8 protein-coding genes and 1 CRISPR repeat array are annotated in these 12,911 nt (G+C 52.4%); of the genes, 1 reads left to right on the top strand and 7 read right to left on the bottom strand.

Going from position 1 to position 12,911, the window contains the following annotated elements; all coding sequences use genetic code 11:
- Positions 1–170: 170 nt before the first annotated feature.
- The 5 genes from cas3f to clpS form a co-directional block, all read right to left on the bottom strand.
- The gene (gene cas3f / locus HV107_RS18010; RefSeq protein WP_182060212.1) at positions 171–3,401 is read right to left on the bottom strand and encodes a type I-F CRISPR-associated helicase Cas3f; all 3,231 of its coding nucleotides are present in this window, start codon (positions 3,399–3,401) and stop codon (positions 171–173) included.
- Complete coding sequence (cas1f, locus tag HV107_RS18005) at positions 3,398–4,381, bottom strand: type I-F CRISPR-associated endonuclease Cas1f (RefSeq protein WP_182063539.1); 984 nt, start codon at positions 4,379–4,381, stop codon at positions 3,398–3,400. Before cas1f ends, cas3f begins: the two co-directional genes overlap by 4 nt.
- 277 nt (positions 4,382–4,658) lie before the next feature.
- Positions 4,659–5,466: direct repeats of the CRISPR family, unit length 28 nt; unit sequence TTTCTAAGCTGCCTGTACGGCAGTGAAC.
- A gap of 176 nt (positions 5,467–5,642) precedes the next feature.
- Positions 5,643–6,080, bottom strand: coding sequence for a hypothetical protein (locus HV107_RS18000; RefSeq protein WP_182060211.1), 438 nt, complete (start codon positions 6,078–6,080; stop codon positions 5,643–5,645).
- 480 nt (positions 6,081–6,560) lie between these two features.
- A complete protein-coding gene (gene clpA / locus HV107_RS17995; protein WP_182060210.1) occupies positions 6,561–8,840 on the bottom strand; it encodes an ATP-dependent Clp protease ATP-binding subunit ClpA in 2,280 nt (759 codons plus the stop codon).
- Positions 8,841–8,867: 27 nt separating this feature from the next.
- A complete protein-coding gene (gene clpS, locus HV107_RS17990; RefSeq protein ID WP_006174393.1) occupies positions 8,868–9,188 on the bottom strand; it encodes an ATP-dependent Clp protease adapter ClpS in 321 nt (106 codons plus the stop codon).
- Between the two features lie 267 nt (positions 9,189–9,455).
- Here clpS and cspD point away from each other — a divergent pair, with 267 nt between their 5' ends.
- On the top strand, positions 9,456–9,677 hold the full coding sequence (gene cspD / locus HV107_RS17985) for a cold shock-like protein CspD (RefSeq protein WP_014069558.1): 222 nt from the start codon (positions 9,456–9,458) through the stop codon (positions 9,675–9,677).
- 70 nt (positions 9,678–9,747) lie between these two features.
- Here the strand turns inward: cspD and macB are convergent, their stop codons facing one another.
- Positions 9,748–11,688, bottom strand: a complete 1,941-nt coding sequence (gene macB, locus HV107_RS17980) for a macrolide ABC transporter ATP-binding protein/permease MacB (RefSeq protein ID WP_182060209.1) — start codon at positions 11,686–11,688, stop codon at positions 9,748–9,750.
- Positions 11,685–12,800: a macrolide transporter subunit MacA gene (gene macA, locus HV107_RS17975; RefSeq protein ID WP_182060208.1), complete on the bottom strand. Its 1,116-nt coding sequence runs from the start codon at positions 12,798–12,800 to the stop codon at positions 11,685–11,687. The genes macB and macA overlap by 4 nt, the downstream gene beginning before the upstream one ends.
- Positions 12,801–12,911: the final 111 nt, after the last annotated feature.

Genomic DNA, 12,911 nt, shown 5'->3' with positions numbered 1-12,911 from the left:
CCCATTTCAATTTTCTTATCTACACCTATATTAAGTTACTATTCAAAGATGATTAACTTGTCAAAACCCCACAAATGAATATAATCTTCACTCACTGTCGTTTAGACAGCTTAGAAATATATAAAGTCCCTATTATTTATTACTGCTGTACAAGCAGCTCGCGCCCTTTTTCAGGGGGCGCGAAACACACCCAACACCGGGTGATACAGCCACTGCTCTGTCTCGTCTCCCCTCCCGACTCTCAACGTAATTTCACCATACCGTCGTGATACAGCCGTCAACTCCATATGCTTCGTCTCGGCCAGTGCCTGGAGTACCTCTGCATAATCAACTGCAATCCACGCGTCCACGCCTTCAGCCGTGGAAAGCGTTTGTAGGCTAAATCCCCCTGCCGGCTTTAACCCACCGTTTTCCTGCATCAGACAAAACTCGGGGATGTCGTCGTCTTCTTCCATACTCAAAAAAAACGAGGTCTGCGGCGACGTGCGGCGAAACGGCGTACGTTGCTGAAGCTCACCGTTCCACGTCAGGGGAAGCCGCCACCAGGATGCCGCTATCGCTTCTGATTTATCTCCGTCTTCCAGCAGCGCAGCACGCAGCCGGGTATGTTCCAGCGCCGCCAGCGCATTGCCCGCAACCCCCTCAACAATGCGTGGAATTGCATTCAGTGCGCGATACCCCTCTTCGCTGAGCAGGTCGTGAAGATCGTGACCAGGCAACATATAGCGTTCGGTTTCAAAACCGGGTCGACAATAGGCCACGGTTTCCCCCCGAAGCGCGCGTATGTTCTGTGCCAGAATCACCAGATTTTCACGTTCAGGAACCTGCTGACGGTGGCGTTGAATACGCCCGGCAAACTGAATAAGCGAACGCATCGAACTGGGTTCGACAATTCCCCAGTCAGCATCAAAATCTCTCCCAACCTCCAGGACAGAGGTTCCGAGCACGACAAAAAGATGATGCTGCTCCGACGAGGCCAGCGCCTGCTGCACTTCCGGCAGTTGCCAGACCTGCTCCGGCTCATGCCGGGTAAAAGCGCGATCCAGCCGCTTTTCAATTGCCGCACGCACCGCCAGCGGATGCTGGCTGTGATAAATGCAATAATGGATGCGGTAGTTTTCTGGTGAGGGTAATGCCATCAGCGCTTGTGCGACGGCAACCAGCGGGTTGATATTGGCCATACGAATCAGGCCAAACGACACGGTTTTGCCGTTGGGATGCGCAGAGTGGTGCTGGCGATGGAGTTCAATCATTTGCTGGTGCAGGGTTTCTGCCACTGCTGAAATTACGCCTGCAATGCTGGTTGACTGCGGCTCAACAGCCGCCAGTTTCCCCAATCGGAGCCGTGGCTGGTCTGGCAGGCGCTTAACGCGCTGGCTCGCAAATCTGCCGTGCGCCTCACGAAAATGATTTTCGTCAGCCACATCTTCCGACTGCGCGCCATACTCATCAAACCAGGCGCAACAGATGCTTAGTGGCCTGTCAGAGTGACCGCATTCAGCCTGCCAGACTTTTCGACCTTCCCAATAGGCTTCAAACAGCGCTTCTGTTAATGCTGGCGGTAATGTCGCAGAAGAGAGAAGTACACGGGAGCCGAGCATACCCGCCCAGTTCACCAGTCGGCACAGGGCAGGCAAATCATCAATGTCAAAATCATCTGGCTCATCAAGCACCAGATCACTGGTGAGTAAACGCAGCATGGCGGGGATCTGCCGACCACCGCGTATACCTTCGGTGGCTGGCATCAGGTGATCTACGGTCGTAACCAGAACTGGCGCGCTAACCAGTCTGTTAAGAGTCGGTTCTTTCGCCAGCCATTGCTGGGCAATGCCGCTCCCGGTGGCACCTTCGTAATGGACGTAATGATGGCTGGCAAAAAATGCTTCGCCGCTGGCGCTGCCGGTATCTTCTTCATCATTATCCTGGTACAACTCCTTCACCGCCGCCGCACCGGTCACCACAGCCAGCGAGTCATCATCCAGCCCCAATCGAGATTGCAAAGCCTGCCCAGTCTGTAGCGTCAGCGTCCGTAATCCCAGCGCCACGCTAAACCGGCATCCTTCCTGCTCGTCAGCCAGGCCGTACATGATCCTGGCGTTGGCAAAGGTTTTACCGCACCCGGTTGACGCCATATTAATGCCGAAAAAACCCCGTTCAGTGCTTTTTTCCCGCAGGGACACGGCAACATCCCACGCCTGGTTCTGCCAGTGGAAACGGGGATTTTTCACCCGTTCCCGAAAGGCTTTATGCCGGGCAATAGCAGGCAGCGTACGGCGTAACGTGGGGAACGAGCGTCCCATCAGCAATGCAAGGTGCGCCACGCCAACATTGTGTTCATCAAGTTTTTGGTTGAGTAGATGCGTCCGATGATCGCTGTTGGCCCATGTCTGGACGGCTTCATCCTGCCATCCCACAAACGCGGATTGAGATGAGTAAACATGGTCTGCCAGCATCAGCGACAAACGTGCAAGATGGACGGTGAACAGATTATCCATTGCACCATAATGAAGAAGTGCAGGCATGTTTCTAATACGTTTACCAATTTGACGCGCTTTCTCACGCCACGTGTGACTCTTCAGAGGCGTACCATACGGAAATTTCCAGACATTTTTTCTGTCGCGATCCGTCCAGCGATGCTTTTCTGTGGATATGTGGTTGAGCGAATTCCAGTCTGCATTCAGCTGACGTTCAAGCCAGCCATCGCAATACAACATTTGAGGGCGTGCAGAGTGAGATTGCGGCAAACGATGGTGCGACAGCATCAGCCATGCAATCACCTTTGCCAGCGGCGGTAATTCTCGCAACGGGCTGTTGCTCTTTTCGGGCGTATCCATCGTTAGCGCTTTCAGCATACCCTTTTCATCTGTGGCTTTAAGGTGTTCGAGCGACGCCAGCCACTGCGCATCCGTTTGTTCACCGACAAACGCCTGAAACAATCGAACCGAAATCCACTCGTGGCGATAGGGCTGACTGAAATGTTTGCTCTCTCCCCGCAGCGTCTGCTGAAAACTCATCCCGGCTTTACCAAAATCGTGAAACAGCCCGGCGATGGCAGCCAACAATGCGATGCTTTCGGCACTGTTCCACTGATGTTCTGCCCCATTTTTCAGGACATGCTGAGTGGTACGGTTGGTAGGAACGCGCCCCTGCGCATTGAAACGTCTGAGGTTTCCGACAATCCACAGCAGCTCTGTCTGCCCGTTTTTCTTAAGCCAGTGACAGGCAACCGCGGTATTTCGACGAGCCGTCTTGCGCAGCAGTTTTCTGAGGGTGGTAATGCCATCAAGTGTGATAGTTGTCTGCCAGGCCGCATCACCTGTTCGTTCAGCAAACTGGTCGATGAGACGACAGCTTTCGTCACGGGCATTTTTTGTACAACGGGAAATGAGCAGGACATTCATGATGCGTTTTCCGCCAGTGTCTGCGAGGTGTCCTGCAAGGTGGAAATCATTACGTCCAGCGCATCTGTTTGCTGAAAGATGCTAATACAGCGCTGACGAAAAAGTTGATTGTCTTCCCCTTCCATCGAGGCGATAAAGGCCTGCGGCATTACCAGCGCATCCTTTATTAAATCGGCAATATCAAAGACCAGTCCCCCACGTCGGGTTTTACCATGCATGACCGCGAGGCCATGAGGGATACCAGTGACCCAGGTCGCCACCGCTGCCAATCCGTAGGCCAGATAATTACCTTGATCGAGAAAACGATTTGCCGAATCTGCACCGCCGCCCCGTTTAGCCCGGGTAAAGCTGCCGTAACCTACGGTTTGACTGGCCAGCCTGTAGAGCGATTTCGTGAGCTGTGCTTCCTGGAGCATCAATGTGGTGTGGTCGTTAGCGTTTTCCATACCCTGTCGAGCGCGTTCAAGGATATTTCTCAGCGTCCCGGGATCCGGCTGAAAAGAGGTTTCACGCTGCATTCGCAACCCTAACCATTGTTTTTCGATCTGCTCTAAACGAATAAACTGAAAATGCTTAGCCGCCTGTAAACGCATATCTTCGTTAAACCAAAATGAGACCCAGTTTTGCAAATATCCCGTCGGTCGATATTCGCTTTGCGGGCATAGCCAGGAGGCATCAATATCGACTTCATTTGCGGAATAGAGCGGCGTGCCGTCCGTTCCACAAAAGCCAACCATCACACCAGCCCGCGCAAACTCCCGCATCGCCATTTGCGTTACGGAGGTTCCCATGCCCAGCATGACGGCTGTGGTATTGGCGATGGGAATATTCCAGTAAAATGATTCTTTACCTTCCTGAGTAACATATTCAACGCGACCACCGTTTACCTGGATGCGACATTTCTCCAGGTAATAAATATTGGCACGTTTTGAATGCAGAATGGTTTTTAAGTCAGTTGGAGTAATGCTGTTTACTGCCATGGCAAGGGCTTTCATTTCAAGACATTGAATGTACAGTATGTTATCGAAAATAAGATGAAAACAACTGTGACGGGAATCGAATGAATAGTCATTACCGCGATAATAAATCGAAAAAAATATTTCCACATTCAATGCATTATTGATACGAATAATATATTTATTGAAATATAATTAATATATGAATGAATTTTTTATTTATTGTGAAAAAAATAAAGAGTGCAGATTTGCTGATATTAAGTTTTAAATAGATACCATAAATGTTTTAGAGGGTTAGTTTTAGTTTTGCTGCCTGTACGGCAGTGAACGTTAAACGTGACCCACACTTCAGACGCCATGCTTTCTAAGCTGCCTGTACGGCAGTGAACAAGAGTCGGGAGACTCTCAAACTTCTGGGATATTTCTAAGCTGCCTGTACGGCAGTGAACAAGTGCTGAGCGCTCTTGACTTCGGCTATTCATTTCTAAGCTGCCTGTACGGCAGTGAACGCTTTGCCCGCAAAAATGGTGCGCAGTGGGAATTTCTAAGCTGCCTGTACGGCAGTGAACGGTTGTTAGCGCGGGACATATCGACGGCCTTCTTTCTAAGCTGCCTGTACGGCAGTGAACATCCAAATATCGTTGCGGCCATTCTTTTCGGTTTTCTAAGCTGCCTGTACGGCAGTGAACCGATTGCAATGCTGTACTGGCTTGATGGTAAATTTCTAAGCTGCCTGTACGGCAGTGAACATTTCACGTCTTGCCTTCCGTGGCCTCAAAAATTTCTAAGCTGCCTGTACGGCAGTGAACATTGAGTACGGCCTGTTCACCCAAGTGAGCAATTTCTAAGCTGCCTGTACGGCAGTGAACTCATTAAGCCCCCTGAGACAATGAATCCATCATTTCTAAGCTGCCTGTACGGCAGTGAACGTGATTATCTCGCCGGATGGTAAATCCGTTCATTTCTAAGCTGCCTGTACGGCAGTGAACTAGTTGTAGACAAAGAGAAAACAATTCTACAGTTTCTAAGCTGCCTGTACGGCAGTGAACAGGTTATCTAACCATGATGTCGTATGGCTTGATTTCTAAGCTGCCTGTACGGCAGTGAACTGAAACGAATCTACGCCATCTTATTGTTCGTAAAGAAAATAATCAACTTTAAGACAGTAAACCCTTTTTTCAAGTGAGACTATCCTGTCTTTATAAATCAATAAGTTATAAAGTCACCAAAAAAAAGGGTTCATCCACAAAGCGCCGGGGTTGTTCCCCGACGCTCAAGTCCGCACTCAGGAAATAATATGGATCACAGTGTTTTCACCACCGGATGCCACCAAATCTGTCGCCATTGAATGCGTGATGTCATGAAGCAATCCCGAGAGGTGCGGCAGCATGTCGAGGTCAAAATGTGATATGAGCAGCACATGGTTCAGAGCCCGGCAGTAATCGCACTTCGTTTCCGTATCTTCCAGTAGCCACTCTTTTTTGCCCGGCAGTTCTTCTTCCGCTTCAAATTCAACGACCTGAAAATCTCGCATTGATTCTGCGAGGCCGGTTTTAACGTCTTCGAGGTACGCCCCCAGACAACGACAAACAGGCTGAGTCTGCGGAAGTGATTTGCAGTCCAGAAGGATTTCAGTGAGCAGTTTGCAACGCTCAGCAAGCGTTGGGAGATCGGGATTGAGGGAGAGTTCGGTGTATAGCTGTGAAAAATTGTTATGTTCCATTTGGTTATGACTCCGTGTGAAATTATGAGATCTCCACCCGAACGCCAACTCAGGTGGCAGACTGAACCGGTTTGGCGTACCGACCCACACGGGAAAATCGGCGCTTCAAAAGAAGCCCCGGTTCAGCCCACCATAATTGAGTCTGCGGATTATATCGCTAGCTTTCAAAAGTGTGAACGAACCTGATGATAGTTGACGCATCAACATCATTTCTAGTGTGTAATCAGGACGCCAATCCCGGCACCTGATTTTGCAGGTGCGCCGCCATTTTATTACTGTGGATTTATCCAGCAACTGACTTCGAAAGAAACTGGAAAGCGCCTCGCAAAATTCCTCTGCGTCCTGATGCCCTCACCCTAACCCTCTCCCACAGGGAGAGGGAACAAACACTAAAAACGACAACGCCGTTGCCGTTTTGCTTTTACCTTGCAGGCATAAAAAAACCGGGCAAATGCCCGGTTTTTAAGTTCAACGTTTAACTTAGTGAGCCGCTTCAGGCTTATGCTTCGCCGCACTCTGAAAATCGTACGTCAGCTCGCTCTTCGCCTGATCAAGCGCCACCGTCACCTGGCCGCCATCCACCAGCGAACCAAACAGCAGTTCATTCGCCAGCGGTTTCTTCAGGTTGTCCTGAATCACACGCGCCATTGGACGCGCACCCATCGCACGGTCGTAGCCTTTCTCAGCCAGCCAGTTGCGGGCCTCCTGGCTCACTTCCAGCGACACGCCTTTCTGATCCAGCTGAACCTGCAACTCGACGATAAACTTATCCACGACCTGATGGATAACCTCAGTCGACAGGTGATCGAACCAGATAATATTGTCCAGACGGTTACGGAATTCTGGCGTAAAGACCTTCTTGATCTCTTCCATCGCATCGGTGCTGTTATCCTGGTGGATAAGCCCAATGGATTTACGCTCGGTTTCACGTACCCCGGCGTTGGTGGTCATCACCAGCACCACATTGCGGAAGTCCGCCTTGCGCCCGTTGTTATCGGTCAGCGTACCGTTGTCCATCACCTGCAACAGGATGTTGAACACGTCAGGGTGCGCTTTCTCGATTTCATCAAGCAGCAGTACCGCGTGCGGATGCTTAATAACCGCATCGGTCAGCAGCCCCCCCTGGTCGAAGCCCACATATCCCGGAGGCGCACCAATCAGACGACTGACGGTGTGACGCTCCATGTACTCGGACATATCAAAACGCAGCAGCTCAATGCCCAGCGCTTTAGAGAGCTGAACCGTCACCTCGGTTTTCCCCACACCGGTCGGGCCGGCGAACAGGAAGGAACCCACTGGTTTATGCTCATGCCCCAGTCCGGCACGGGCCATCTTGATAGCCTCGGTTAAGGCCTCAATGGCTTTATCCTGACCAAAGACCAGCATTTTCAGGCGATTGCCGAGCGTACGCAGCGTGTCGCGGTCGCTCTGAGAAACGCTCTTCTCAGGGATACGCGCGATACGGGCGACTACAGACTCAATATCCGCCACGTTAACGGTTTTCTTACGCTTGCTGGCTGGCATCAGGCGCGCGCGCGCACCCGCCTCATCAATCACGTCAATTGCCTTATCAGGCAGATGACGGTCGTTGATGTATTTAACCGCCAGCTCTACCGCCGCACGCACCGCTTTCGCGGTATAACGCACGTCATGGTGCGCTTCGTACTTCGGTTTTAGGCCGTTGATGATCTGCACCGTTTCCTCAACGGACGGTTCAGTCACGTCGATTTTCTGGAAGCGACGCGCCAGCGCACGGTCTTTCTCAAAGATGTTGCTGAACTCCTGGTAGGTCGTGGAGCCAATCACGCGGATCTTGCCGCTGGAGAGCAGCGGTTTGATCAGGTTAGCGGCATCCACCTGGCCACCAGAGGCCGCACCTGCGCCGATGATGGTATGAATTTCATCGATAAACAGAATGCTGTTGGTGTCTTGTTCCAGCTGTTTTAACAGCGCCTTAAAGCGTTTTTCGAAATCACCACGGTATTTGGTGCCCGCCAGAAGTGAACCAATATCCAGCGAATAGATCGTGCAATCGGCAATCACTTCCGGCACGTCGCCCTGCACAATACGCCAGGCCAGCCCTTCGGCAATCGCAGTTTTACCCACGCCAGACTCACCCACCAGCAGCGGGTTGTTCTTGCGGCGACGGCACAGCACCTGGATCGCGCGCTCCAGCTCTTTATCGCGGCCAATCAGCGGGTCGATACCGCCAACGCGAGCAAGCTGGTTAAGGTTGGTGGTGAAGTTTTCCATACGATCCTCCCCGCCTGCTTGCTCTTCATTGTTATTGACCTGATTGCTGGAATCCGATGCCTGGTTAGGCTCGTCTTTTCGCGTTCCGTGAGAGATAAAGTTAACCACGTCGAGTCGGCTGACTTCGTGTTTGCGCAGCAGATAGGCAGCCTGTGACTCCTGCTCGCTAAAGATGGCAACCAGCACATTTGCACCAGTCACTTCGCTACGCCCGGAAGACTGGACGTGGAAGACCGCGCGCTGCAATACCCGCTGGAAGCTGAGCGTCGGCTGCGTGTCGCGCTCTTCTTCACTGGCTGGCAGCACCGGTGTGGTTTGTTCGATGAAGGCTTCGAGTTCCTGACGTAGCGCCACCAGATCCACGGAGCAGGCTTCCAGCGCTTCGCGGGCGGATGGGTTGCTAAGCAGTGCGAGCAGTAAATGCTCGACGGTCATAAACTCATGTCGGTGCTCACGCGCTCTGGCGAAAGCCATGTTTAAACTGAGTTCCAGTTCTTGATTGAGCATAGGCACCTCCCCCAATTTTATGCCTTATCAGGCCTTTTCCAGCGTACACAGCAACGGATGCTCGTTCTCCCTTGCGTAGTCGTTCACCATCGCTACTTTGGTTTCCGCCACTTCGGCGGTAAAGATGCCGCAGATAGCTTTGCCACGATAATGAACGGTAAGCATCAGTTGCGTTGCACGTTCTACATCATAAGAAAAGAACTTTTGTAGCACGTCAATAACAAATTCCATCGGCGTGTAATCATCGTTCATTAACATTACTTTATACATGGATGGCGGTTTTAGCGCGTCACGCACTTTGTCTTCCGCCAGCTGGTCAAAATCCAGCCAGTCGTTCGTCTTACCCATTTTGCATAATCACTTTGAATCTACCTCAGATGTTAGATAACAATCATCTATTACTGTCATCCGCGATGTCTGTCACAAACTGTTGCAATAGCGTTAACTGCTTCAAATTTTGGTTGATTATTGTCCCAACTCCAGCGCCAAACTCTTGACGCCCTGTTTCGTTTATCTAAATTGTACAGGCGTGAGATGGCGAGGTTTTGAACAGCCCCCACTCCACCACCGGTTCATTCCATCTTAATTTATAAGATTTACGAAGGATGTCGAAGCATGGAAATGGGTACTGTTAAGTGGTTCAACAACGCCAAAGGGTTTGGGTTTATCTGCCCCGAAGGCGGCGGCGAGGATATCTTCGCTCACTATTCCACCATTCAGATGGATGGTTACAGAACGCTCAAAGCCGGACAATCGGTTCGGTTCGATGTACACCAGGGGCCGAAGGGCAATCATGCCAGCGTCATCGTGCCCATCGAAGCGGAAGTTGTTGCGTAGCCCTCTGTTTCATTGTGTACATCCCGCAGGCAAAATGCCAGCCCGATCGGCTGGCATTTTTATTTTCGGGCTATTCCCGCGCCAGCGCATCCACCGGATCTAATCGCGCTGCATTGCGCGCAGGCAGCCAGCCAAACAAGATACCGGTAAAGGTCGAACACAAAAATGCGGTGAGGATCGCCACAGGCGAGAAGCCAATCTCCCAGCCGGGTAAAAAGAGCTTTAAGGTAAAGGCAATAATCATCGATAAGGCAATCCCCATCGCGCCTCCTACCAGGCACACCAGCACCGCTTCAATCAAAAACTGTTGCAGCACATCGCTTGCCCTGGCCCCAACCGCCATGCGAATACCAATCTCGCGGGTGCGCTCTGTCACCGACACCAGCATGATATTCATCACCCCGATGCCACCCACAACCAGCGAAATCACCGCGACCAGCGTCAGGAACAACTGAAGAGTATGTGTGGTCTTTTCAGCCGTTTTCAACAGGCCATCCATATTCCAGGTAAAGAAATCCTTCTTCCCGTGGCGCAACGTCAGCAGACGCTCAAGCTGTTGTTCGGCAAGCGCGCTGTCATAGCCTTCCTTCACGCGCACAGTGATGGAGTTCAGCCACGACTGCCCCATGATCCGCCCGGAAATCGTGGTATAGGGCAGCCAGACGCGCAAAATCTTGCTGCTGCCAAACATCGACTGTTTCTCTTCCGCCACACCGATAACCGTGGCTGGCATGTTTCCTACCAGGATAACTTCACCCACCACATTCGTTTTATCCGGGAAAAGCTGCCTGCGCGAGTTGGCGTCCAGCACAACCACCTGCGCCCGGCCAGCCAACTGTTCCGCATTAAAGGTTGCCCCTTCGCTGAAGGTCATCCCGTACACGTTAAAATAGTCACCGTTAACGCCGTTAGCACTGGCCGCCACATCGATATTGCCGTAGCGCAGGCGTAAATTTTGCGATACCGCAGGCGTGGCGGAGTTAACCCATGGCTGTTTTTGGATAGCCATCAGGTCATCGTATTTCAGCGCCTGCTGATACTGGGGCTCGTCATCACCAAAATCTTTGCCGGGATAGACATCAATGGTATTGGTGCCTATCGCCCGGATATCCGCCAGCACCATCTGCTTCGCCGCATCACCCACCACCACAATCGACACTACCGAGGCGATCCCAATGATGATGCCGAGCATGGTGAGCAATGTCCGCATTTTGTTAGCCGCCATCGCCAGCCAGGCCATTGTCAGGGCTTCGCGAAAACCGCTGGCGAACTGCCCCCAGCCGCTTGACGCAGGCAAGACCTCTTTCGGCGCTGCCGCCCTTGACGGGTGCGGAGGCGGGTTACTGACCAGTTCGCCATCGTGGATCTCAATGATCCGTTCCGCCTGTGCCGCCACCAGCGGATCGTGGGTAACGATAATGACCGTATGCCCCTGGTCACGCAGCTGATGAAGGATAGCCATCACCTCTTCGCCGGAATGGCTGTCGAGCGCGCCAGTCGGCTCATCCGCCAGAATCACCTGTCCGCCGTTCATCAGCGCGCGTGCAATACTCACACGCTGCTGCTGGCCGCCTGAAAGCTGCGATGGCTGGTAATCCACTCGCTCTGCCAGTCCAAGACGCGTCAGCAGCCCCTGAGCGCGCTCCAGCCGTTTTTTCCGCTCAACGCCTGCATACACCGCCGGGACTTCAACGTTCTGCGCCGCACTCAGGTGAGAAAGCAAATGATAGCGCTGGAAAATAAACCCAAAGTGTTCGCGGCGAAGTTTCGCCAGCGCATCGCCATCCAGCGTGGAGACATCCGTCCCCGCCACACGATACGTGCCACGGGTAGGTTTATCCAGACAACCGAGGATGTTCATGAGCGTGGATTTACCAGAGCCAGACGCCCCGACAATCGCCACCATCTCACCCGCTTCCACGCGCAGGGAAATCCCTTTTAACACGTCAACCGGCCCGTCACCTGATGGATAGCTACGGTGAATGTTATTCAGTTCCAGCAATGCCGTCATTTAGCGGCTCCGGGATGGCTTTCGCTGATAACCACTTCTTCTCCCTCTTCCAGCCCTTTGGCAATCACCACATCAGTATCATTGCGCGCGCCAATCATTACCTCGCGTTCACGGGTTTCACCGGCGCGCAGCACTTTGATTTTATAGCGACTGTCGCCTGCCGATTCTCCCAGGGCGGACAACGGAATAGTGAGCACGTTTTTCACCCCGGTCAGTTGAATGTGCACCTGTGCGGTCATGTCCAGACGCAGCACACCCTGTGGGTTTGGCACTTCAAAGCGGGCATAGTAGAAGATGGCGTCGTTCACTTTTTCCGGCGTTGGCAGGATGTCTTTCAGCACGCCTTCATAGCGGGTTTGCGGGTCACCCAGCACCGTAAACCAGGCATTTTGCCCCGGCTTAAGGTGGATAACATCCGCTTCGGATACCTGTGCTTTAACCAGCATGGTGCCCATGTCCGCCAGCGTCAGGATATTCGGTGCCTGCTGCGCTGCGATCACCGTTTGCCCCTGGAGGGTGGTGATTTGCGTCACTTCCCCGGCCATTGGTGCCACGATTTTCGTGTAGTCGAGGTTGGTTTTTGCCGTATCCAGCGAGGCCTGATTACGCTTGATTTGTGCATCAATGGTGCCAATCTGCGCCTGTTTGACCGCAAGCTCGGTTGTGGCGGTATCCAGATCCTGTTTCGAAATGGCCTGTGTTTTAGCCAGCGCCTGCTGACGGGTTAACGTCACCTGCGCGAGATTACGCTCCGCCTGCGCCTGGCTACGCTGGGCGCGCAGCTCCATCAGCGTGGCTTCCACTTCACGGATCTGGTTTTCAGCCTGCTCAGGATCGATAACCCCCAGCAACTGACCTTTCTTCACCTTGTCGCCAATTTCAACCGACAGGGTTTTCAACTGACCACTGACCTGAGCCCCGACATCAACCTTGCGAAGCGCATCCAGTTTGCCTGTCGCCAGTACGTTTTGTTGCAGCTCACCCGGGCGTACGATCAACGTCTGGTATTGCGGTACGGGCGCATTCAGCACCTGCCACAACCAGAATCCGCCCGCTAACACGACCACCGCCAGCAGCAGTAACAGCTTTCTGCGTTTTCCCTTAAGGTTCATAAATATTCCAAATAAATGTTCCGGCAATCATAACGGTTGATTCTAACTAAACCTCTCCTCAACGAAACCCCTGTTTCCTGGAATCGTCACAATTTGTTTACGAGATGTTGA

Source organism: Enterobacter sp. RHBSTW-00175, assembly GCF_013927005.1.
Lineage (GTDB): Bacteria > Pseudomonadota > Gammaproteobacteria > Enterobacterales > Enterobacteriaceae > Enterobacter.
This window is presented reverse-complemented; position numbering and strand designations above follow the sequence as displayed.

Excerpts from the sequence above, each read along its gene's own strand:
- clpS (WP_006174393.1), bottom strand. The coding sequence starts at position 9,188 with ATGGGTAAGACGAACGACTGGCTGGATTTTGACCAGCTGGCGGAAGAC.
- cas1f (WP_182063539.1), bottom strand. The coding sequence starts at position 4,381 with ATGGCAGTAAACAGCATTACTCCAACTGACTTAAAAACCATTCTGCAT.
- macA (WP_182060208.1), bottom strand. The coding sequence starts at position 12,800 with ATGAACCTTAAGGGAAAACGCAGAAAGCTGTTACTGCTGCTGGCGGTG.
- cas3f (WP_182060212.1), bottom strand. The coding sequence starts at position 3,401 with ATGAATGTCCTGCTCATTTCCCGTTGTACAAAAAATGCCCGTGACGAA.
- HV107_RS18000 (WP_182060211.1), bottom strand. The coding sequence starts at position 6,080 with ATGGAACATAACAATTTTTCACAGCTATACACCGAACTCTCCCTCAAT.
- macB (WP_182060209.1), bottom strand. The coding sequence starts at position 11,688 with ATGACGGCATTGCTGGAACTGAATAACATTCACCGTAGCTATCCATCA.
- clpA (WP_182060210.1), bottom strand. The coding sequence starts at position 8,840 with ATGCTCAATCAAGAACTGGAACTCAGTTTAAACATGGCTTTCGCCAGA.
- cspD (WP_014069558.1), top strand. The coding sequence starts at position 9,456 with ATGGAAATGGGTACTGTTAAGTGGTTCAACAACGCCAAAGGGTTTGGG.